Origin of the sequence: Bacillus cereus (assembly GCF_002561295.1) — a bacterium.
Taxonomy (GTDB): Bacteria; Bacillota; Bacilli; order Bacillales; family Bacillaceae_G; genus Bacillus_A; species Bacillus_A cereus_S.
In genome coordinates, this window is the sequence record NZ_NTUG01000044.1 from 1 (window position 1) to 23,581 (window position 23,581).

Below are 23,581 nucleotides of genomic sequence, written 5' to 3' on the forward strand. Positions count from 1 at the left end.
ACTTTTAGGGGTCACTTCAGCAGATTATATATCAGCTTGTTCTTTTACATTTAAAATTACTCTTATAGAGCTTGGAACGTTTCTGTTAATACAGGAACGATTTGTTTTTTACGAGATACAACACCTTTTAATGTAGCTGTGTTGTTTTCTAATGATACGTTGTATGCTTTCTCAACAGCGTTTGTTGCTTTACCGATCGCAAGACCAACTGAATCGTTTGTTAAAATATCAGTTACAACGAATAAGAATAGGTCTAAACCTTTTTCTTCTACTGTTGCAGAGATTACTTTTTCTAATTCCGCTTGGTGTACAAGAACGTCGTTTGTATCAACAGCGTTTACTTGTGCGATTTCAACTTTCGCATTACCCATTTGGAATTCTTTTGCGTCAAGGGAGATTAATTGCTCCATTGTTTTTCCGCTTAAATCTGCGCCAGCTTTTAACATTTCTAGGCCGTAACTTTCTGCATCAACACCAGCGATTTCCGCTAATTCACGAGCTGCAGCTACGTCTTGATCTGTACAAGTTGGAGATTTGAATAGTAAAGAATCTGAGATAATTGCAGATAACATTAAGCCTGCAACTTCTTTACGAATTGCGACGCCGTTTTCTTTGTACATTTTGTTTAAGATTGTTGCTGTACAACCAACTGGCTCGCAACGGTAGTATAAAGGATCGCTTGTCTCAAAGTTAGCAATACGGTGATGATCGATAACTTCTAACACACGAACAGATTCGATATCGTTAGCACTTTGTTGACGTTCGTTATGGTCAACTAAAATAACGTTGTCCACTTCGTTTGCTACTGTTTCAACAAAACGCGGTCCTTCTACTTTAAAATGATCTAACGCAAATTGAGTTTCACCGCTGATTTCACCTAAACGTACAGGTTCAGCGTTCATTCCTAATTCTTTTTTTAGCTCTGCATAAGCAATTGCAGAACAAATTGCATCTGTATCTGGGTTTTTATGCCCGAAAACTAGTACTTTTTCCATGATTTCCACCTCTTCATGAAAAGGATATCTTAAAGAAGCCAATATGACAATATTTTAGACACATTTTTTATAAATAAAATCAAGTTTTTATCATATTTACAAAAAAACATTTCTCTCTTCCTATAATAAGAGGAAAAAAATTTTAAAAAACGAATAAAATCATGAAAAGGAGGTTTATTATTATGCCTATTGCGAAGCTTGAAAATGGTGTGGAATTATACTATGAAGAGCAAGGAACAGGTACACCTATTCTTTTTATTCACGGTGTTTGGATGAGTAGCCGTTTTTTCCATAAGCAAATCCCTTATTTTAGTGAAAACTATCGTACGATTTCAATTGATTTACGAAGTCATGGAAGCTCTCCTCATATTGAAACTGGTCATACAATCGCAAACTACGCCCAAGATGTACATGAATTTATAGAAAGTTTATCTTTAAAAGATGTTATCTTAGTCGGTTGGTCAATGGGAGCATTTGTTATATGGGAATATATAAAACAATTTGGAGAGGAAAATGTGAAAGCTTCTGTTATTGTAGATGAACTTGCATCGGATTTTAAATGGCCCGATTTTCCCATCGGTGCCTTTGATTTCCCAACACTTATACATTTCATGAGAGAAGTGCAAACAAATCAAACTGAGTTTCTAAAGGGATTTATTCCTCTTATGTTTAAAAACCAACTTTCTACAGAAGACGCAACTTGGATGCTTGAAGAAGTAACGAAAGTTCCAGCATCTATTGCGAGCGCTATTTTGTTTGATCAATCTGTTGTGGATTACCGTGAAGACTTAAAGACAATCACCAAGCCAACTTTACTTTGCTTCGGCAGGGACGAAAAATTAATTCCAGTTGCTGCGGGAGAACATTTGCATGAACAGATTCATAATTCTAAACTTATTATTTTCGAAAACAGCTGCCATTGTCCCTTCTTAGAAGAAGCTGATCATTTTAACAATGTGTTACACTCTTTTATTCAATCGCTTTCATAGTTGAAATATCTGTTTGTACAGTAAATACATGTACACCATTTTTTCACAGCTGATTTTTTTGTTATATCGTCATTACCTATTCCAATACAAAATCCAATGCAAAGAGAACAAAGGTAAAAGACCTTTGTTCTCTAATTGTAAGTCTTTTTAAATAGAAAGAATTTTCAGAATTAAAACTTTACACTTTGATCAATCGTAACCTTTTCCTTAGCACGATGTCTTTCTATTTCTTTACACTTCTCTTCCCAAAATTCAATGCCTTCAAATCCTGCTTTTCTTGGATCAAACACTGGATCCTTCCCTTCTTTTTTCTGCCTTTCATAATCCTTCAACACTTTTAAAGCCGGTTTTGTTAAGAGTAAAATTGCGAGAAGGTTAAGCCAAGCCATACTTCCTATCCCTAAATCACCAAGATTCCATAAAAAAGAAGCAGATTCGACACTTCCGATATAAACCATAATTAAGAAAACAACCTTTAGTACTGCCTTTAACCAATGCAACTTCATTTTATGATCAAGATAAACGAGCGTAGTCTCTGCAATATAGTAGTAGGCTAATAGCGTTGTAAACGCAAAGAAAAAAATAGCTATCGATATAAACAATGGGCCAAAACCTGGTAATGCAGTTTCAACAGCTTGCTGTGTATAGATAGGGCCTGCTTCAACACTTCCCATATTTTGAACGATTGGAGCTTTCCCTTCCGGTATGACATTATACATTCCAGTAATCAAGATCATAAGTGCTGTCGCTGTGCAAACTACAATCGTATCAATATAAACAGAAAACGCTTGTACTAAGCCTTGTTTAGCTGGATGTGACACTTCAGCTGCCGCCGAACTATACGTCGCTTCTCCAACACCTGCGACATTGGAAAACACAGCTCTTTTTACTCCCCAAGCAATTGCTGCACCTACAATTCCTCCAAAAGCTTGATCCATCCCGAGTGCACTAGAGAAAATAAGGGCAAACATACTAGGAATTTCAGTAATATTTGCAAATAATACAATACACGTTACGATCACATACCCAATTGCCATAAAAGGTACAAGCGCTTGTGAAACGCCGGCAATTCTTTTAACGCCCCCAAAAATAATCGCTGCAAGCAATACTACCAATAAAATACCTGTAATATTTTTACCTACACTTGAGGAGTTTTCAAATGCAACCGCAATACTACTTGATTGAATTCCTGGTAGTAAAATGCCATATGAAAGTGTAACAACAATTGCCACAAGTACAGCGAACCATTTTAATTTTAAACCTTTTTCAATAAAGTAAGGTGTCCCGCCTCGGTACTCATTCCCTACTTTACTTTTGTATAATTGAGAAAGGGTCGATTCGACAAAAGCGCTCGCTCCCCCTAATAAAGCCATTACCCACATCCAAAAAACAGCTCCAGGCCCTCCAAAAGCAATCGCTGTTGCAACCCCGGCAATGTTTCCGATTCCAACACGCCCTGATAAAGCTAAACAAAAAGCTTGAAAAGATGATATCCCTGTCTCTGAAGTCTTCCCTTCAAACAATAACTTAATCATTTCTTTAAAATACCTAATTTGCAAAAAACGAGTAACAATCGAAAAAAACACCCCTGCTCCTAACGCGAAAATGACTAGCCCAATACTCCAAACTTGTCCAACTAACCACTCTACTAGTTTCTCCATCCAATCCCCCCTAAATAGTTTCACCCCTTCATCATGCAATTCACATACCAACCTATAATAAATCCGTGAACACTTCACGCTAAATAAAAATCATCCATTCATCTGAACAGCATATTTTTACACATCTGTGTAAAAATATTTTTGAAGTGTTATTACTTTTTTACATACATTTTTATTTTTTTACTTCCTTCAAAATTTTTAAAAGTCACTGTACGAACGAATTCCATTAAATATGTACATACTAAAAAGGAGCTGCCGAGATTACTCTCAACAACTCCCTTTCACTACTCATCCGAGTTATTTAAATTCGCTAATGCGATAATACCTTCTTCATCATCTAACTCAAGCTGTAATCTTACCGCAAATGGATTGACATTGTATTCTCTATCAAGCCATAAACGAAGTGCTTCAATTAAGTTTGCTTGAATTAAAATTTGTTTGCGTCCATTTACTTCTACTTCTGCAGAAAAACCATAGTCATCATCATACATCAGTTCCGTTAATACTTCTTCAGGACCAACTTGACGTTTTTCTGCAATATATACGCATAATGCATTTATCAGCTCTTGCTCTAAAATTTTTATCGTCTCCATGTTGCTTCTTCCGCCTGTTTCTTACGTTGGTTTTTGAAATATTTAAATGCTCGAATCGCTAACATTACGATACCAGCCATTACTAACATATTTACCATGAACGCTAATACAGAACCAAGTGCTCCCATGTTTGCAAATAAACTTCCCATTAGTAATCCACCAAGACCACCAAGTAATAAACCTTTCATGAAGCTTCCTTTATTACTCTTTGGTGCTGTGTTTGATGCTTTTGTTTTTGTATCAGGGCTTGTTTTTTTTGCATTCACATTAGAGTCTTTTTTATTTAAATCCACTTTTGAGTTTTGCCCTGAACTTGGTGTAAATGATTTTTTACCAGATTTGTAACTTTTCGCTTCTGCATGATTTACAAATACAAAGCTACTAGCTCCAAAAATAACCATGAATGCAGTCATTACTGTAACGAGTTTTTTCAACATATTATATCCATTCTCCTTTTACTATAGATATATGTGAAATCTATCTTTCTCTCAAATAAGAATGATAGATTTGTTTTAAACTTAAATAAAAAGTTCTTATGAACCTATTATATGAACTTTTAATAAAATAAGCAAGCATTATTTAACTTTATTAACAATGTAAAAGAAAGGAAAAATAAAGAAAAACGGAATTGACTTTACAAGCAACAAAACATATTATAAGGTCATAAGAACTTTTTAAATTTTGGAGGTGAAAAGATGGAAACATTTCATCTCACACGAAACGAAATGGCGACGCTCCTTCTTTCTCTTAGAGGATGGAATACAAAAAAACCTCTCGTTATTTTACAAGAAGCTTGGGCGAAGTCACATAAAAAAGATATTGAGTGTGGCCAAAGTGTTACAGCCTTTATTACAACCGCTCTTTCACCTATTTTTGAAAAGCTGATTAAAATTGAGGATACAGATATCGGTTTTTCTTTAAATGAGATTGTTGCGCTTGGTAATCAAATTGAAAATACCAGTTTTTCTGTAACAGCGATGCAAAACTGGGTAAAACGAGATATAAAAGAAATGATTGGTTCACCACAAAAAGGAAAAAAATACTCAATTGAACAAGCAGCATTACTATTTATCGTAGAAGATTTAAAAACAGCGCTAGACTTTGAATCAATCCGTAAATTATTACGACTTATTGTAAATGATCCAGCTGATCGAAGCGATGATTTAATCAACCCTGTTCATTTATACGTCGCTTACTCTTCTTTATTTGAAGAGTTGAATCAAGGTGGTTGTCTACAATTAAACACAACTAATACCATTCACACAATTGAAAATACTGTCAAAGAAAAAGCGGATAAAATCGCAAGTAAATTTGACCAAATCAACAATGAACAACGAGAAGCCATTCGAAATGCGATTATTATCGCAACGCTTTCTGTACATACTGCATATGTACAGATGTTAGCAAAACGCTATGTATCCGCAACATTGTTTTTACAAAATTTAGATGTGAAACCATAAAAAAGAGGAGCGAAATTCGCTTCTCTTTTTTTTATGAAAGAAAAATCAATAACCCAAAACAATAGACTTCCCATAAACACATAGCGTAGAAGAAAATCCCCACTGATTAAAGTTTTACTTTATCCCATTCTTTAAATTTTATTGATTTACCAAAATAAATACAGTATCTCGATATGAGGTGGGAAAAATAGTAAGCCCAAATCCTACATAGTATCCTTTTTCCAAGTAAATATTAATAACAGTTTGATAAAAAGGAGGAAGCATTCCATGAAAAAGAAAAAATATTTATTCGCTCTAATGGCTACAGTTTTATCGACAGGATTATTATTTGGTTGCAATCCCGGTGTGGATGAACAAGAACCAGATCCAACAGAAGAACCTTCTGAACAACAAAAGCAAGATGAAAGAAAAGATGAAAATAACAATCAATAATTGATTATCATAATGCAAAGGCTACAAATAAGTCTTTTGATACATTAAACATAAAATTATCAATATACATTTATCTATGCTTGTTATCGCTAGTAACAAATCATATCGATTTTAAGAATCATTTTTCATTTCTCTACGGGATCATAAAAAAAATAGGAGCAATTTCGCCCCTATTTTTTTATGATTCCCCTAGATTTCTCCAAGAAATAAGTATGTTCCTTTAACGGCAAGCTAGCTATTTCTCTAATATAATTTGTCTAATTTAATCTGCTTACCTTCTAAAAAATCAACAATTTCCTCTTTATGCTTTATATCATGCTGAACAAGACTCAAAAAATAATCCCATAGCTTCATGCTTTCTTTCCCAAATTGGTAATAAGAATTAAAATTCCGAGCAGGAATCCTTTCGATAAAACTAACTAAACGTTTCCGTGTAAAAATGAATTGATTGATTACCTCCTCTTTTGAAATCCCCGATCGTGCATAGTTAATGGCATCTTTGTTCATTTCATCGACATCTATTGAAACATGAGGTAAACTTTCTCCAGAAATGAAATAAGGTAACCTAGATCGCATTAGAAACTCATCCCAAACGATGAAATGTGATATAACATCTGCAATTCCCCAAGATCCATTCCGAAAAGGCTGAAACCATATATCATCAGGTACAGATTTTAATCCTCGGCACCATTCGGTTAAATTTAATTTTTCATTCAAAATAGATTCTTTTTCCATGTGCCTCTCCTTTTTCTTCCTATTACAAACCATTAACTTTGACTTATTCTAGACAGTATAAGAAAATCCTTCAACATAAAGTGAAACTTTAATCAGTGGGGGTTTTCCTCATCCCCCACTGATTATTAGTTGAACCAATCGGTCCTTTACGGGCAGTTTATCTCCCACCTAACTTCTTTGCTTACACCGAATTTTGAGGTGGGAGTATTACTGCCCGTTAGTGCGGGATAAAATCAGACGGATAAGCAACCATTCCTTCTCTTCGTTCGTATATTATCGTAAAAGGAGGTATATGCACATGCATTGGCAACAAAAAATACAATATTTAATTGGTCGTCCAGTTGGTGTCTCTCTCGTAAGCGGTCAAGGAACATCTGGGGTTTTATGTGGTGTACAAGGTGGACATATTTACTTGTATGAATACTTATATCAAGCGCAATTCGCAATGAAACATTATGATTTTAGACAAATTCAAGATATACATCCATTTCCTAATTGTCGTCCTCAAAATCCCTTATACTAAAAACAAGAACAGTTGAAAATCTGTTCTTGTTTTTTGTTTATCATCCATTTTATTTCATTGCTATATATTTCTATATTCATAATATGATAACTGACGTCCATCATAATTCACATCATGTGTGTACATAAATCCAATCTTTTCTAAAACATTCTTTGATTTCTCATTTTCCATTTTAATTCTTGCGATTAATTTTTGAACCTTCAAATCATGAAAAGCATATTGAATCGATGCCTTGGCAGCCTCTGTAGCAAATCCGTTTCCCCAATGCTTTGTATCAAGGAGATACATAATTTCCACATCTTTTGTTCTATCAACATACCTTAATCCACAATGCCCTATTAGTTCTCTCGTTGTTTTATGAAACAACAACCATACACCAAAACCATTTTCATTCCAATGCTCTACGAATTTTCTCACATATTGTTCAGTTTCTTTCTTCGACATCCCTCTAGATACTGCAAGCCAACTACCAACTTCATCACTTTTCACAATTTGATAGAATGCGTCAATATCTTCTAAAGTAGGTTTTCTCATTAACAGTCTTTCTGTACGAATTGATTTTTCATTGACCTGAATGGACATATTCTCTTCCCCTTCGTAACAAATTTATTTCATCAAGTTATATCGTAAATTTTCTTTCATTTTACATTGCAAATTGTAAAAAAACGATATATATTCACAAAAAAACAGACTATCGCTCAAACGAAGTCTGTTTTTTATATCCTATTTTTTCACATCCGCCCATTTCAAGCTAGTTGCAGGTCCGAATTGATGTACATATAAATCTTTCACATGTGGCTTTTGTAAATACGATAATCCGCGCTGAAATACTGGTGCAATAACCGCTTCATCTAATAACATTTTTTCTGCATCTTGCATCGCTTTCCAACGTGCTTTTTCGTCATTTCCTAACTCCGTCTTTATCTTTTTAATTAATGCATCATATTCTGGATTTGCATAGCCTGTATTATTGACACCACTTTCCGAAATAAAGACTTCTAAGTACGTCATTGGATCTGGATAATCCGGTAACCAACGTGATAACGACATTTCATATTCTTTCTTTTTCTCTAATGCTAGTTTTTGAGAATGTGGCTGTAGTTTTACATTCACCGTAAGTCCCGGTAAATTCTTCTCTAATTGTTCTTTAATAAATTCTCCTACCTTCTTAAAGTTTTCTAAATCATAGTTGAGCATTTCTAACGTAACTTCATTCATTCCTGTTTCTTGCTTTGCCTTTTCCCAATATTCCTTTGCTTGTTTTACATCCGTTTTATTAAATTCTGTTGTTGTTTCTCTAAAATCTTTTTTATCTGGTCCTTTCAAGAATCCATTTGGAACGTAGTAATTTGCAGGTACCGACCCATCATTTAAAAATGAAGTTGCTAGCCCTTTTTTATCAAAAGCCATACTTAGCGCAAGGCGAGCATTTTTATTTTTTAAAATCGGCACATTTTCATTAAAACGGAAGAAATACATGACAGGATCTGTATATTGCTTCAACTCTTTATCATTTTTATATTTATCAACAAATTCTGTTGAAATAACCGCACGATCCACTTTATCTGTTTGATATAGATTTACTACAGTTGAAATTTCTTTTACAATTTGATAGTTTACTTCATCTAACTTCACTTCTTTTTTATCCCAATATTGATTATTTTTCTTCATTGTAAAACTTGCTTCATGCTTCCATTCTGATAATGTAAATGGTCCGTTATATACAGTTGTATTTGCCTCTAAACCGTATTTATCCCCTTTTTCTTTTACATACTTCTCGTTAATTGGATAAAAGGATGGTAAACACAATATTTTTGTAAAGTATGGAACTGGATGTTCTAGCTCTACAGTAAAAGTTTTTTCATCTTGCGCCTTTACTCCTAATTCATCTACTCCCATTTGTTTCTTATTTATCTTTTCTGCATTTTTTACGTCATACATAATATAAGCGTATTCAGACCCTGTTTCTGGATTAACAAGTTGCTTCCAAGCATATACAAAATCGTGAGCTGTTACAGGATCGCCATTAGACCATTTCGCATCACGCAAATGAAATGTATATGTTTTTCCATCTTTACTCACTTCATATTTCTCCGCAATTCCAGGAATGACCTCGTCATTTTTTGAAAGTCTAAATAAACCTTCCATTACATTATTTAAGACGTTAAATGACACAGCGTCTGTTACTTTTAACGAATTTAAAGATGGAATTTCTCCTGTTTCTGTTAATTGCAAAATTTTCTTTTCTTCTTTTGGTTTTGTAGTTGTTTTTTCTTTTCCACAACCAGCTAAAAATGAAGAAAGAAGCAAAGTACCAACTAATGAAAAACGAATTGCCTTTTTCATTTAAAAACCCCCTCCTGCTAATTTTTTCTATTCAGTTAAATAACGACGTGCTCCTGCGTATTCTTCCACATATCCTGGTGTGTTCACAGGAATAATTTCAACTGTCTTCGCTGCATTTGGAGAGTGAATCATTTTTCCATCTCCAATATACATACCTACGTGATGGACACTCCCTTTTCCTTGATTGTACGCAAAGAATAGTAAGTCGCCTTTTTGTAAATCTTCTTTTGCGACAGCAACTCCTGCCTTTGATTGTGGCCCTGAGTCACGCGGAATTGTAATACCGTGTGATTTGTAAATGGTATGTGTGAAGCCTGAACAATCAAAGCCAAAACCACTTGTTCCAGCCCATATATATGGCAATCCTAAAAATAACTTTCCGGTATTCACTAAATCATCACCTGTTGGAACAGGAATGTCAGTTTGCGATTGATATACTTTCCCGTCATTTTTCCGTAACCAAGCTTTTTGACCATTTGGTAGTAGCACACGATATGAAATATGATCTTCACTTAACAATGGTAACCTTGTATTGTAGCTAACTTCTAATGACTTATATTTATCAGATGGATTCATGTATAAAATAGCTGTTGGTTTTGTAATGAGTACAAATGGTTGCTTCTTTTTCTCAGCAAATTCCTTATTATATGTGAGCTGCTTTTCTGGCATCCATCCTGGATATCCCGCTTCATTTCTTGGAGTTGGCTGACCAGGAACAACGACTTTCACCCATTCACCTTGCCTATCAACGATTGTTACTTCTTGCCCTAGCAAAGCTTGTGTTTCTAATTTATTTGTACTTGTTAACCAAAGTTTTTCATCAAGGGTCATCGATTTCGTCCATTTCCATAAATCAACAGGATTCGTTGTACTCGGTTCGTCAATTGGACGAATTAAGTTTGGTCCGGTCCATAACGTGGCGGCTGCTACATCAACATACGCTTCATTACTTTTTACCTCTTCAGCATTTACAGTAGAAAAAGATGAAAATACTAGCAGACTACTAAAAAGCACAATAACCCATTTCTTCATAAGCACATCCCCTTTTATTCATATTTTTACTTGTTCAGGCGCATCATAGCTTGTGAAACACTACTGCTATTAGAACTTTATTTTATATTCACTGCATGATGCAGATTTACCTTTGGTCCGTTATATGTGATTCCGTCTGGCTCTTCCATTAACCATAAAGGAGCATCGAGATCAAAGTAATGAATATTTGGATGGGCTGCTGCAACATGTGCAATTGCTGTCACAGAAAGAGAAGATTCCATCATACTACCAACCATACATTTCACGCCGGCAGCCTCAGCAATGTCAGCGATTTTCCATGCCTCTCGTATACCTCCGCATTTCATTAACTTAATATTTAGTAGATCCGCATACTGCCCTTGAACGAGTTTTAAAGCATCCTGTGGGGAGAAAATACTTTCATCAGCCATAATTGGTGTTTGCACATGATCTTTTACATATTTCATCCCTTCCCAATCTTTCGCATGGACAGGTTGTTCTATAAATTCGATATTTAACTTTCTATTTTCCATTTCTCGAATAATCGTAACAGCTTCTTTTGCACTCCATCCTTGATTTGCATCTAACCGTAAAGTAATATCTTTCGGTATACTATTTCGGATGGCTTCAATGCGCTCTAAATCTAAAGAAGCCGATTTTCCTACTTTAATTTTCAATGTACGAAACCCTTTTTCCACATGTTGTTTTGCCTCTTTCGCCATGACAAAAGGCTCATCAACACTTACTGTAATGTCTGTTTGGATTTCTTTCTTTCCCCCAAGCAATGCATATAATGGGATGTTATGAAACTGGCAATATACATCATATAAAGCCATATCTACTGCTGCCTTTGCGCTTATATTTCCCACACAGCTCGTTTGAATCTGCGACAATAATTGTTGGAATTTCTGTAAGTCCCCTCCAATTAAACGAGAACGAATTGGACCTAAAATAGCTTCCTCCATTCCACTCGCAAAATCTCCTGTAATAACTGGCGTTGCAGTTCCAGCACCTTTTCCTACAACCCCTTCATCCGTATGAATAAAAACATCAATACTTTCAATTTCTGTTACAATGCGCAAAGCTGTTTTAAATGGTGTATGCAGCTTAATATAACGACGTTTTACTGTTAAATCCGTAATTTTCATTTCTTTCACCCTTTCCTGTCCAATAAAAAAATCCAGCTATAAGAACAAGTCTTATAGCTGGATTTTGTCTATGCCTGTGTAGACAAAGCAGCGATTTGATTATATTTTTTTTGCACATCTTTTAATGCTACAAGCAATGCTTTTTGAGATGATCCGAAATAACGATTTTTTATTTCTCCTACTAATTGCGGATCATTTATATTTCTATGTAGAAATATATGTTTTACAAATTGACTCGTTAAGGAAATGGTCGCTGAACAATCTGCATCCACAATCTTCCCTGTATCTTTTTCAACTACTAATGCAACAAAGTAACTTTTGAATTTCTCTGTAATCGGATTGTTTTGAGGTGCTTTTGCGTCCCCTACGATATAAATCGTATTAGAAGCGTACACATAAATCTTCCTTTCTTATACGAGGATAACGGTTTTCTTAACAGGAGAATAAGCGAAAGACTTATCGTTAGTTAAGAAATGTATCCGCTTACTGTATATTATATATAATTAACAGAATTTTAACAATATTTATTTCAGCAAATATTGTACAATCAAATATCCAATCTCTGAAAATATATAATTCGTATGATTCGTAGATTCCACATCCGAACTTAAAAGTGCTATATATACTGTTTTGTTATTTACAATTAATCGTGCTGCATCATGTGTGACAGTTTGCAGTTCCCCCGTTTTATTTGCAGTGGCTACCCCTTTCATCCCCTCTAATCGTCCACATAATTTATAAGTAAATTGCTGGTTTTGAAGTAGATTATAAAATTGTTTTTCGTTTTCATAATGCTTAAGTAAAAACACAATATCTTCAGCAGTTGTAAAATTATCCCTCCCCTGTTCCTTAAGTGTTTGCATCATATATCTTTGTAGTTTCGTTCCATATAGCTGCATTGAATCAATATGTGTTTGGATATGATTCATTTCCAATTTATTTATAAGCCAATTTGTCGCTGTATTATCAGAAACTGTAATCATTAATGTAATCAGATCTTGCATCGTTACAGTTGGTGTATGTAAGGAATCAACGACTCCACTTCCCCCGGCCTTTTCAAGTGATAAAACAGAGATTAATTCAAATGGATGTAACGTTCCTTCCCTTATTTTTTCTATTGCACACGACAATATAGGTAATTTAATCAAACTCGCTGCAGGATGTATCAATTGTTCATTGCATTGATAAGTAATTGCTCCTTGTATCATGATACTTACTTTTCCATTTATACACTCTAGTAATTTCTCTAATTGACATATGAACTCTTTTTCGTACATATCCCCCCTCCTTCTTTAGCGATTATTATACTATCGAAAAATGGCTATAGGAATATAAAATACCCTAGGTAACGAAAAGCTACCTAGGGTATTATTTATTTAGGTATCACAAATACTGTCTCATTTGGTTTCGAAAATTGATACTCTTTCCTTGCGAATTTTAAAATTTGTTCTTCATCATCTTTTAAATTATTAACTACATTTTTCAAATAATATTTATCCTTTTCTAAAGAGAGTAGATCTTCTTTCTGTTGTTGAATCGTTTTATATTTTGCTTTAATCATTTCGTCTTGCTTACTTAAAATACTTTGGATATAAAAACTAGTAACTAACAAAAACAAAAACACAAGGACAAAACGCCGAATTTTTCGTTTGTTCATTCTTCGATATTCATGGTATTGTGGTTGATATTGTACTTGATTAGGAACATTTTCTTTTCTGAGTTTCCTCATCTTCGAAATCCCCCTAACTCATATTTATTCTATATGACCGTCAACAAAATCCACTATTATCCTAATTTCTCCTCATTCAAAACGACTTCCTCTATAAAGAAATCTCGAAAATCACTCAATTAAAGATAGCTTTCGACGGTATCTCTACTTTTCAAAAGAAAAATTTATTTTTTGCTGCTACAAAATAGTATTTTATGTTTATTTTTTGTATACGATACCTTGAAAAAATCTTCTATTATGAATGTGTAGCCCTCTTTCTTACCGATCTACTCTTACCTTCTTCATTGGCCTCACCTTTGTATTTCATGTAAAAACGCTTCATTCACAGTATGTATAATAGCGTTCTTTTCTAATGCCATTCAAGAGATCCTGTAAATAAGAAAAACTCTCGCATTCAGTTTACATAATAAAGTTATTAATCTGTTTTTAAATTGAAAACCAATTAATATAAAAATTGTCGTTTTATAATTAGTTATTTCATTTTTATTTATCCGAAAATATTTTTTAATTTCATAATAAGTATTAATCCAAAAAATCATTTTTATATTTTAGAGTAAATAATTATTATAAAAAATAACTATTTTTTATTTTTATAATACTAGTTTTTCACATTAAACGATAGCAATTTTGCTTTCTTCCTTTTCCTGTTTCTTTTAAAACATACAATTTTACAACAAGATCAGTGAGTGAATCTGTCAATGTTTTATATGACAAGTTTGATAATGCTAGTAGATCATTTGTATATAACATTCTATGTTTTTCTAATAATAGTAATACTAATCGTTCAGATGGTTTTAATGTTTCATCACTTTCTAATATAAAATCTATGTCTCTCATAGGATATCTCCTTATTTTAAATTGCATTTATCCATTATTAATTACGAAAATATTATATAATAAATCTTTTGTTATTTCAAAATAGCATAATGGCGCCTCGTATATTATTCAATAAAAAAATCCTCCCTATTCGGAGGCTTCCTTCTATTTTACAATTGGCAATGTTACTTCACTTAATTTCACTGTCAGTTTCGTTCCTGCGTTCGGACGAATCGTGTAGTCATAATCGCTGGCAATTAATACGACTCCGATTTGATGGCCTGCCTGGAATACATAATCATCTGGCTGCATGTCCCATGTGAATGTGTAATCTTTCCCTGGCGTAATTGGCGTTGACTGTTCTTTTCCATTCAAGTTTTGTGGGTCCATCCATCCTCTCGTCACAATTTCTGGTTTCGCACCGCCATAATCAACTAGTAATGCAGTTAAGTTTGAGACTGGTCGATCAATACTTCCCTTAAATGAAATTTTTGGTGTACCACTGATCCTCATTTCTTTTTCAAGCTTAGGCATTACATATACTAGACGATTTGGTGATGCTAATTCTGGGTTTGCTATCAATTGATTCGATTTTATTTTTGCATCATCTAATAATGTGGATACTTGCTGCAACGATCCCAGTCTAGGCGGTAACTCTACTGCTTTATTACTTAAAAGCATACGTATTTTAGATGGAACTGCTGCAGGGTCTGGCCAATTTTTTAATTTTTGCCATGTCTTATTTTCTCTTTGTACATCTACCATCGGCTCATCCATAATCCCATTTTCAATTCCATATAACCAATAATCAAACCATTTATTTTGTGTTTGCTGCCAATTGTTACTGGAAGTCCCGCCATGACCACCTTGATGTAACCACATTTTACGAGGAATGTTATTTTCTCCAAGCGCATCCCACCACTGTGAAAACTGTTTTGTCTTTACGTTCCAATCATTTAATCCGTGTACAACAAATACACTTGCTTTTATATTTTTTGCATCTTTCACGTAGTTACGTTTGTCCCAAAAATCATTGTAATCTCCCGTTTTCCGGTCTTGTCCATCCGTAAGTTCTTTAATAATTTTTTGACAGACTTCAGGATTCTCTCGCGTTAAAACTGCCTCAGCCATATTATCTGTATCTTCGCCTTGATAACCACCTGGTGCAACAACCGCTCCATTTGCACGATAATAATCATACCAGCTGCTAATTGCCGCAATCGGAATAATTGTTTTTAACCCTTCAACTCCTGTTGTTGCCACTGCATTCGGTAATGTTCCATTATAGGAAGCACCTGTCATACCAACATTTCCAGTAGACCAATCAGCCTGTACTTCTTGTCCGCTTTCTGTAAATGCTTTTGCTCTTCCATTTACCCAATCAATAACAGACTTCGTACCTAAGATCTCTTGTTCATCTCCCGTTGTTGGGCAACCATCTGATTTTCCAGTACCGATACTTTCTCCTAAAATAACCGCATATCCCCGAGGAACATAGTAATTTCCATATGAACCGAGATTCACTGGATCTGCATAAGGTTTGCCGCCAACTGGATATAATTCTTCATCTACATTATAAACTGGTACATCTTTTATTCCTGAACGGTATGGACTCATCTCATAAATCACGGGAATTTTCACACCAGGCTCTGTTTTTGGTCGCATGACTTTTATTGATACGCGATCTTTTTTTCCATCTCGGTCACTATCCACCTCGGTTTCTACAAATACATTTTCTACAATTGCCTCATCAAGAGAATAAATTGGTTTTGTCATTCCATTTTCCAATTCAATTTTTGTCGATTGAACAAATGTTTCTGGCACTTTACCATTTAGCGGCAACGTAACTTTCCTTTCCTTCTCTTCTTTTTGTTCTGCATATACTACATGAGAGATACCTGATGTCACTGTTAATGAAAATATTGCTGAAAGTGCAATTACAAACTGTTTTTTCCCCAATCCACTTCCCCCTTTATTTTTTCTACTCCCTCCTTCACTATACAATAAAATAACAGAAAATTCAGTTTAATAAATTATGATAACTTGAGAAAAAATGAAAAAAGCTTACTTTCGCAAGCTCTTTTCTATATACATATAAAATTGTATCTCATCTTGTATAAAGGACATGCCATATTTAAATCCATGCCTTTCTAAAATACTTTTTACAATGGCTAATCCTAAACCAGTTCCTGATTGTTCTTTACTACGAGAAGATTCTAATACATAAAATGGCTCCCAAATTTTATCGATCTCTTTCGTTGCTTCAGAAGCGATTCCATTTTGGATTCTAAAACATACATAATCTTTGCTTTCTTCTAACGTAATTGTAATTCTTTGATTTGTTGTATATTTAATTGCATTTGAAATAAAATTATTAATTACCATTTTCATTTTATCTAAGTCTGCATAAACCATCATTCCTTTCATTGGGAAATGCGATTGTAAATGTATTCCCTTCTTGTAAAGTTCAATTTCATGTTTATCAATTACACTTTGAATAAGAGGTACTACTTGAAACTCTTCTTTCTGAAGTACATCCCTTTCAATTTTTGAAAAACGAAGTAGTTCTTCAATTAAATTTGATATTTGATCTGTTTGCTTAATAATCGTATCTAAATATGTTCCATCATCTAGCCCATCTTTGATTCCCATTGAATATGCCTTAACTAAGGCAATCGGTGTTTTTAGCTCATGAGTAATATCTCCCATAAACTGCTTCAAATGTTCGTTTCTATCAATTAAGTCTTGATGAGCCTCATGTAGTTTATCACTCATAATATTAATACTATTGGCTAGCTCCCCAATTTCATCATCTGTTTGAATTTGTGTTTTCTTAAATTCTAGATTAGAAATATCTTCAGCCACATCACTTAATTCTTTTAGCGGCGTTGTAATTGTTTTCGACAATATCCAAACAAGTACAACAATTAAAAATATCGAAAACCCTAAAATGTATATATAAAATGTGTTAAGCATCTCTATCAGTTCGTTTGAATGCGCGATTGAAACGCCCACCAAAATTAACATATCGTTTTTGGCGATGTATTTTGCAAAAAAACTTGCTTTTAACTTTTCTTGATCATATAACTTATTCGATTGTCCGAAACGCTTTACTTTCATTACTTCTTCTTTTGTAATCCAAAGCTTGTTCAATGTTACCCTCTTTTGCGCAAGCTGCAAACGTAATGCTTCATTCATCTCATCTTCCGAACTATTTATAGAAGTATAAGCGATTGTTACATTATTTTCATTTTCAATCCGATTCATTACATCTACGAGTGTTTCATCAGATGCAGATTGTATTTGGCTTGTAATTTCATTTAGATTTTCTCTCGTCTTATATATGTTATATTTCGGTAAAAAATAATTTATTAATAATAACGAAATTGAAAAAATAAGAAGTATTATTAAAGAAATACTTAGAAACAATTTTTTTCCAAGCTTATTCACAAGCATCCTCCAAACTGTAACCTAAACCATGATGCGTTTTAATAATATCCTCACCTATTTTTTTACGTAAACGTCTAACATGTGTATCCACTGTTCGTTCATCTCCAAAATAAGCAAATCCCCATACAATATCTAATAGTTTTTTTCGAGTTAAAATCGTTCCTTTATGATTTAAAAAACATTTTATTAATTCTAATTCCGTTTTTGTAATTTCTAACTCTTTATCATTTTTATATACTTTATTTTTCGTTACATCTATTAGTAAATCTTTCACTTGTATACGGTTACCTTGATTCAGTAATTTTTTTGCCCGCGTTAATAAAATACCTGGATGGAACGGCTTTTTCACATATTCATCCGCCCCGCTTTGCAGTGCCACTAGTTCATCTTCATTTTCGCTCTTAGCGGTTAACACCAATACTTTTACACTCGAATTCTTTTTTATTTCCTGACATACAGTAATTCCGTTCCTTTTTGGCATCATCCAATCTAAAATCGCTAAATCAATCTTTTCCTCATAAAATAACTCTAGCGCCTCCTCTCCATCCTTTGCTAACAATACTTGAAACCCTTCTTTTTCAAAATAAGCTTTTAATATTTTCAGCATATCTTGCTCATCGTCTGCGATTAATACTTTCATTTCTTTCTCCTTCCAATAATCATCTATATCATTATGCTATTAATATTTTTTATTAAAATAAAATTAAAAAATCATTTTAAATTTATCATACAACGCTCTTGTTACATAAATGTGACAAAAAATATTTAAACCATTTGCGGGTATATTATATATGAGGTGTTGTCTCATGTTAAAGAAAATAGGATTGATTTTTATATTTTTTTGTTTCTTTTCAACAAATGCATTCGCTCAAGTAGATAAGCAAATCGAAGTGTTTGATTGCCAAAAAGAAATAGTTATACAAAAACAATCGCTAGATGCAGCGATTCAAAAAGAAGCTGTACAATACGCAAAATCTATTACGGGAGCATTTAAAAACCTAAACGTCGTTCCAAAAAACGGATATATGGTTAAAATCCCGTTATCTAAACCTGTCGCCATTACAAATCAGTGGATACATACAACAATAGATGAAGTTCTCGTACTTCTCCCTCTTCATGAAAAACCATATATCATGATTTACGATGATGAGAACAACCCGCATTTTTATTATGTACAAGGTTACCCGGAACAGCTGTTGAAACATTTGAAAGTTAAATCATCATAACTAAGAAAAAAGATTCCATAAACGTCGTCTATGGAATCTTTTTTACAATTTTATATAATGAGTGGATCCTTTATACTCTTCACTTTTTATAAATCCATTTGAAATATAGAATTGACTACCTTGCTCTGTGTCTGTACACAAAACAACAATATGAAAATACTCTTTTGCATGAGATAAGATCTTATTTAATAATATATTCCCTGCCCCTTTCCTTCGATATTTTTTAGAAATGTAAAAGCGTCTTAAACGTCCTATTGTGACATCTTTCATATACATATCTTGATTTAAACCACCAATTCCAATTAAAACTCCCTCTAGAAAAACACCATATAAGCATTCGCCCTCTTTATGAAATGTATTTATTTCATTTCTATATTCATTTACTAATTGAACAAGAAAGTTAAACCCTTCTTTTTTACTTTCTTCTACAAGGTAAGTGATATCAACTTGTGATAAGTTTTCAATTTGTTGTAATTGGAATCTCACGATTATCCCCCCTAATTTTATTTAAAAGTATATATAACGATTCTTTCCTAGACAGTTGTTTCTTCTTTTACTCTGCATGAATATAAAATACCCCATTAGACCTTTCTACCTAATGGGATATTCATTCATTAATCTTTATCATTCTTCTTTTCTTGAACAAACCAATGAATAGCAATCAAGTATCCAAGAATAGGAGAAATTCCATAACCCATTAACGGGACAGGGAAGTTTCCGAAATATGTTGTGATACATACTGTTGTGAAATATATACCTAAACTAATTGAAGTGGCTTTTCTGTTTTTAGGTGGAAAAAGTAAAAATGGGATCACTAAAAGTAAAAGTGAGAATAAAGCAATGACAAGCCAGCCTATTCCAAGGTTTTTAGCCATCGATAAAATATCTTCAACATATGGAACTGGAGCTAGATGATCCAAGTAAACCCAAGAAGTTATAATGAAAACAATTGGGATAAATATAGCGAAATACCGGAAACGATGGCCCTCTATTTTGTCAAAAAGTATTGTTACTGTAGATACTACAAACGCAGTTACTGCTGAAGCATCTGGTTGTAAAAGCAATAGAAACGATATAGAAATAAGAATACTATATACGACCCACCATTGGTTTCGTAATACAAGTTTACCAAGTATGATAAGAAGCCAAGGCAAACAGATGCTAGAAATATATAACTTGATTGGACCTAACGCAATCCATCGGTGCACTTCTTCTATACCAGGAGCGAACAAACTCCACACTAAAACACTATAAATTACAAGTATCTGTACATAATCTATTACTTGCGTCTTCACTTTTATTTTGTTAGCAATTAATAATGAAATGAAAGTAGCAAGTATAGTAATTATTATATTCTGAAGCCAGATACTAATTGGAACATTATTTACTTTCATTACAATTGCTCCAATTAAAACAGCTGGAAAAGAAATAAAGGGTAAGAATTTAATATGTAACATGGATCTCCTCTTTAAAGTTTTCATTTTAATTCATATTTTACATAAAGTGAAACTTTAATCAGTAGGGGTTTTATCCATCCCCTACTGATTATTAGTTAAACCAATCGGGCTTTTACGGACAGTAACACTCCCACCTATCTTCTTTGCTTCCGCTGAATTTTGAGGTGGGAGTGTTACTGTCCGTTAATGCGGGATAAATAAAAATGAATCGTACAGGTTTAACAAATAAAAAATAGCTTAAACTTCCTTTTGTACAAGCTCTAAATACTCACCAATATCCTTATTTATTTGAAGCAATGATTTCTCCCAAAACTTATTATCATTCAGTTCGATATGAAAGTATTGTTTCACCAATTCTTCGACCGGGCGCTTTCCAGTCTCACTTAAAAATCCTTTGTATTTCGGATGAAATTTACTACCGTCTTGTTTTGCAATTTCTAATAATCCTAAACTGAGTAAATAACCAAATGTATATGGATAATTGTAAAAAGGAACATTCGCTGTATAAAATTGACCGTATTTCATCCAAACAAACGGTTGATATTCTGTAAGAGAATTTCCATACGCTACTTGTTGTGAGTGTATGGATAACCTTTCTAATTTATCCGCACTTATAGGCCCTTTTTGACTTTCTTCATAAAATGTTTGCTCAAATTGAAATGAAGCTCGAATGGCCATTACATAATTAAAGCTATTTCTAATCTTCCAGCTAAGCAACGATTTTTTCAGCTCTTCACTTTCTGCTGTTTTAACTACATAATCTACAAGTACCATTTCAAAGAAAATGGATGCTGATTCAGCCATACTCATTGGAAGATAATCATCCAAAAATGCGGTAGACTGCTCATTGCTCATTATATAAAAATGCCATGCATGTCCTAATTCATGCGCTAATATTCTTACACTATCAATTGTTCCATCATACCGTAATGAAATTCGGGACTCCCCTTCGCTTAAGAAAGGAGCGCAAAACCCACTAGGAGGCTTATTATCTCGCGGCGCAGCATCTACCCATCCATTCATAATAGCACACTTTGCAAATTGTGCTAGTTCTTCATCAATATCTTTTAAGGCATCGTAAATATTCTCAATCGCCATTGAAAAAGGGATATGAATCTGATGATTTTCTTCCAATGTCATCAAGTCATGCCAAGTAAATGTCTCCTTACTTCTTTTATGGAACATGATAACACGCGATAGCTTTTCAACATTTCGTTCAATAGCATTCCACATCTCTAATAATGCATTTTTTGAAATACCGTTTGTTTGAAGGGATTGTGACAATACTTCCTCTTCTTGTAATAGGTTACTTTTTAGATTACGCAATCTACCTATATGATTTAGCACACTCGCAAATACTGCTTTCTCTTTCTCCAATGCCTCGGTAAAAGAAGAAAATGCCGATAATCTACCATGATGAGTTTCAGCATTCATCGCAAGATAGTTTGCTTTTCCAAATGAAAGTACTTCATTATGATTATGTATTTCTAATCTATTTCGTAATTGTATGTACATGTCTTCCCAAGCTTGTAATTCATTTTCTATAAAATGAATACTTGCATTATCAGAAACATTACTTTCTTCTTGTAGTAATAAACGAACATCTCTTTTCAAATTCATTATTTTTGTATGCGGTAAAGCCAATATAGATTCATCTACTTGTTCAGTAGATAAACAGTAAAAGTAATACTCTGCCTTTTCGATACTTTGTATAATGTTTGAGAGGATTGCTGGGTCTCGATTTTCTTTATATGTTTCTATTAATTTCTCTATTTCTGTAGGTAACATAGGGTCTTGTTCTTCAGAATATAGCCTTTTCAAATCCCACTTTGTTGGGTGATCAATCATTGAGTTCATTTTATACCCTCCTGTTTTTACAAAAAGTTACAATCTCGCATTCATTAGCTAATTATATATGATTCGAAACAATTTTCATATCTTTAAATATTCAGAACTTTAATACATGAATCCACCAATTATCTTACAAATCTCCTTCACCAATCCTGCGCAAATCAATTATTGTAAAATAAACTCAAAAAGGAGTGATCATAACCACTCCTTTTCCCTTCATAATTTACTGATATGTAAGTTAACTAATCGTTACTCTGCCATTTTTCAAATGTATATAACCTTATTTATTTCCAAATGTCATTACGTTTTCGCTCGAAATTACCAACTGGGTCTTGTTCATTACGTTTTATGAAAATAGATACTTATCTCATATATGGGATAATACTAAGTTTCGCTTACACTCTAACTCTGTATTTATACTGTCTTTCTCAATACATTTACATAACGTACTGTAATTAAAATCATACCAATGGTAAATGCAACTATTGATACCAATAATATACCAATAGATAATATACCTTGATCAACTAATTCTATAGACTTGAATGGTAAAGACCATAAATATCCAAATCCCCACTTTGCTTCTGAAAAAAGAAATAAACCGATTAAAGATAGGATTATATTAACAAATGTAAAAGTGATAGATGTTTTTATAAATAAGAATAATAGGAGTTGCACTATTATAAGAGGAAATGTCGCAACAACAGAAATTAAAAATACTTTAATCATAAATACTAAAGGAAATGGATCTGTAAAATCAAAATACATTCCTGATACATACAAGCTCATTAAAACGATTAAGTGTATTGTAGAAAATAATAACACACTAGATACAAATTTAGATAAAACAATTTTAAAATTAGTATTTGGATATAGATGCATTATTTTCCAATTGGTTTTGTTTTCAAACTGACACAAGAAGGCTGTTACCATCCCTGAAATGACAGGGAGAAAAAAACCAACATAGAAAAAAGATATAAACATCCATACGCCCATCCATGAATTATCCAAACCGTGATTATACTCTCCTACCACGAATTTAGTATACATAATCATTGAATATATAATCGGACAAAGTGCTAAGATGAAAAATGTAATTTGTTGTGGGTGTTTTCTTATTTTTATCCAATCGGAATAAATTAGATTTATCATTTGAGAT

Annotated in this window: 25 protein-coding genes; 5 read left to right on the forward strand and 20 right to left on the reverse strand. The window is 33.4% G+C overall.

Features of this window, described 5'->3' with window-relative positions:
• Positions 1–62 precede the first annotated feature (62 nt).
• Positions 63–995 (reverse strand): manganese-dependent inorganic pyrophosphatase, encoded by a 933-nt coding sequence (gene ppaC / locus CN373_RS21630; protein WP_000416839.1) that lies wholly within the window; start codon positions 993–995, stop codon positions 63–65.
• Between the two features lie 182 nt (positions 996–1,177).
• Here ppaC and CN373_RS21635 point away from each other — a divergent pair, with 182 nt between their 5' ends.
• Complete coding sequence (locus CN373_RS21635; protein ID WP_001121004.1) at positions 1,178–1,984, forward strand: alpha/beta fold hydrolase; 807 nt, start codon at positions 1,178–1,180, stop codon at positions 1,982–1,984.
• Between the two features lie 170 nt (positions 1,985–2,154).
• Here CN373_RS21635 and CN373_RS21640 read toward each other — a convergent pair whose 3' ends face one another.
• The 3 genes from CN373_RS21640 to CN373_RS21650 form a co-directional block, all read right to left on the reverse strand.
• Positions 2,155–3,645 (reverse strand): alanine/glycine:cation symporter family protein, encoded by a 1,491-nt coding sequence (locus CN373_RS21640; RefSeq protein ID WP_000413784.1) that lies wholly within the window; start codon positions 3,643–3,645, stop codon positions 2,155–2,157.
• Positions 3,646–3,929: 284 nt separating this feature from the next.
• On the reverse strand, positions 3,930–4,238 hold the full coding sequence (locus CN373_RS21645) for a YxcD family protein (protein ID WP_000447745.1): 309 nt from the start codon (positions 4,236–4,238) through the stop codon (positions 3,930–3,932).
• Positions 4,226–4,675 (reverse strand): hypothetical protein, encoded by a 450-nt coding sequence (locus tag CN373_RS21650; RefSeq protein ID WP_000914491.1) that lies wholly within the window; start codon positions 4,673–4,675, stop codon positions 4,226–4,228. Before CN373_RS21650 ends, CN373_RS21645 begins: the two co-directional genes overlap by 13 nt.
• A gap of 258 nt (positions 4,676–4,933) precedes the next feature.
• Between CN373_RS21650 and CN373_RS21655 the strand changes: the two genes are divergently transcribed.
• On the forward strand, positions 4,934–5,698 hold the full coding sequence (locus CN373_RS21655) for a DUF1836 domain-containing protein (RefSeq protein ID WP_000447240.1): 765 nt from the start codon (positions 4,934–4,936) through the stop codon (positions 5,696–5,698).
• Between the two features lie 267 nt (positions 5,699–5,965).
• On the forward strand, positions 5,966–6,130 hold the full coding sequence (locus tag CN373_RS25645; RefSeq protein WP_000727590.1) for a hypothetical protein: 165 nt from the start codon (positions 5,966–5,968) through the stop codon (positions 6,128–6,130).
• A gap of 243 nt (positions 6,131–6,373) precedes the next feature.
• Here the strand turns inward: CN373_RS25645 and CN373_RS21660 are convergent, their stop codons facing one another.
• Positions 6,374–6,865 carry a DinB family protein gene (locus tag CN373_RS21660; protein WP_000410263.1) on the reverse strand — a complete coding sequence of 164 codons (492 nt, stop codon included), beginning with the start codon at positions 6,863–6,865 and terminating at the stop codon, positions 6,374–6,376.
• Between the two features lie 298 nt (positions 6,866–7,163).
• Here CN373_RS21660 and CN373_RS21665 point away from each other — a divergent pair, with 298 nt between their 5' ends.
• A complete protein-coding gene (locus tag CN373_RS21665; protein ID WP_000558710.1) occupies positions 7,164–7,388 on the forward strand; it encodes a hypothetical protein in 225 nt (74 codons plus the stop codon).
• A gap of 60 nt (positions 7,389–7,448) precedes the next feature.
• On the opposite strand, the gene CN373_RS21670 is transcribed toward CN373_RS21665, so the two are convergent.
• From CN373_RS21670 to CN373_RS21720, 11 genes are all read right to left on the reverse strand, one after another.
• Positions 7,449–7,970 (reverse strand): GNAT family N-acetyltransferase, encoded by a 522-nt coding sequence (locus tag CN373_RS21670; protein WP_000027504.1) that lies wholly within the window; start codon positions 7,968–7,970, stop codon positions 7,449–7,451.
• 141 nt (positions 7,971–8,111) lie between these two features.
• Positions 8,112–9,734, reverse strand: coding sequence for a peptide ABC transporter substrate-binding protein (locus CN373_RS21675; protein WP_098360126.1), 1,623 nt, complete (start codon positions 9,732–9,734; stop codon positions 8,112–8,114).
• A gap of 27 nt (positions 9,735–9,761) precedes the next feature.
• Positions 9,762–10,766 (reverse strand): C40 family peptidase, encoded by a 1,005-nt coding sequence (locus tag CN373_RS21680; protein WP_098360127.1) that lies wholly within the window; start codon positions 10,764–10,766, stop codon positions 9,762–9,764.
• Positions 10,767–10,843: 77 nt separating this feature from the next.
• On the reverse strand, positions 10,844–11,893 hold the full coding sequence (locus tag CN373_RS21685; RefSeq protein ID WP_098360128.1) for a dipeptide epimerase: 1,050 nt from the start codon (positions 11,891–11,893) through the stop codon (positions 10,844–10,846).
• A 68-nt stretch (positions 11,894–11,961) separates the two neighbouring features.
• The gene (locus tag CN373_RS21690) at positions 11,962–12,288 is read right to left on the reverse strand and encodes a DUF3870 domain-containing protein (RefSeq protein ID WP_098360129.1); all 327 of its coding nucleotides are present in this window, start codon (positions 12,286–12,288) and stop codon (positions 11,962–11,964) included.
• Between the two features lie 129 nt (positions 12,289–12,417).
• On the reverse strand, positions 12,418–13,170 hold the full coding sequence (locus CN373_RS21695) for a serine hydrolase (protein ID WP_098360130.1): 753 nt from the start codon (positions 13,168–13,170) through the stop codon (positions 12,418–12,420).
• 95 nt (positions 13,171–13,265) lie between these two features.
• The gene (locus CN373_RS21700; protein WP_098360131.1) at positions 13,266–13,622 is read right to left on the reverse strand and encodes an FtsB family cell division protein; all 357 of its coding nucleotides are present in this window, start codon (positions 13,620–13,622) and stop codon (positions 13,266–13,268) included.
• A gap of 606 nt (positions 13,623–14,228) precedes the next feature.
• Positions 14,229–14,459, reverse strand: coding sequence for a hypothetical protein (locus CN373_RS21705; RefSeq protein WP_001204664.1), 231 nt, complete (start codon positions 14,457–14,459; stop codon positions 14,229–14,231).
• Between the two features lie 144 nt (positions 14,460–14,603).
• Positions 14,604–16,397, reverse strand: coding sequence for a Xaa-Pro dipeptidyl-peptidase (locus tag CN373_RS21710; RefSeq protein WP_098360132.1), 1,794 nt, complete (start codon positions 16,395–16,397; stop codon positions 14,604–14,606).
• A gap of 105 nt (positions 16,398–16,502) precedes the next feature.
• Positions 16,503–17,888, reverse strand: coding sequence for a sensor histidine kinase (locus CN373_RS21715; RefSeq protein ID WP_098360133.1), 1,386 nt, complete (start codon positions 17,886–17,888; stop codon positions 16,503–16,505).
• Positions 17,881–18,528: a response regulator transcription factor gene (locus CN373_RS21720; RefSeq protein ID WP_000865962.1), complete on the reverse strand. Its 648-nt coding sequence runs from the start codon at positions 18,526–18,528 to the stop codon at positions 17,881–17,883. The genes CN373_RS21715 and CN373_RS21720 overlap by 8 nt, the downstream gene beginning before the upstream one ends.
• A gap of 166 nt (positions 18,529–18,694) precedes the next feature.
• Between CN373_RS21720 and CN373_RS21725 the strand changes: the two genes are divergently transcribed.
• Entirely contained in the window at positions 18,695–19,114 is a 420-nt protein-coding gene (locus CN373_RS21725) for a hypothetical protein (protein WP_000913730.1), read from the forward strand.
• A 42-nt stretch (positions 19,115–19,156) separates the two neighbouring features.
• Here CN373_RS21725 and CN373_RS21730 read toward each other — a convergent pair whose 3' ends face one another.
• The 4 genes from CN373_RS21730 to CN373_RS21745 all read right to left on the reverse strand — a co-directional run bounded on the left by CN373_RS21730 (position 19,157) and on the right by CN373_RS21745 (position 23,574).
• Entirely contained in the window at positions 19,157–19,600 is a 444-nt protein-coding gene (locus CN373_RS21730) for a GNAT family N-acetyltransferase (protein ID WP_098360134.1), read from the reverse strand.
• Positions 19,601–19,728: 128 nt separating this feature from the next.
• A complete protein-coding gene (locus CN373_RS21735) occupies positions 19,729–20,571 on the reverse strand; it encodes a cell division protein (RefSeq protein WP_098360135.1) in 843 nt (280 codons plus the stop codon).
• Positions 20,572–20,808: 237 nt separating this feature from the next.
• A complete protein-coding gene (locus CN373_RS21740) occupies positions 20,809–22,428 on the reverse strand; it encodes a M3 family metallopeptidase (RefSeq protein ID WP_098360136.1) in 1,620 nt (539 codons plus the stop codon).
• Positions 22,429–22,836: 408 nt separating this feature from the next.
• Positions 22,837–23,574, reverse strand: coding sequence for an ABC transporter permease (locus CN373_RS21745; protein WP_000609081.1), 738 nt, complete (start codon positions 23,572–23,574; stop codon positions 22,837–22,839).
• Positions 23,575–23,581: the final 7 nt, after the last annotated feature.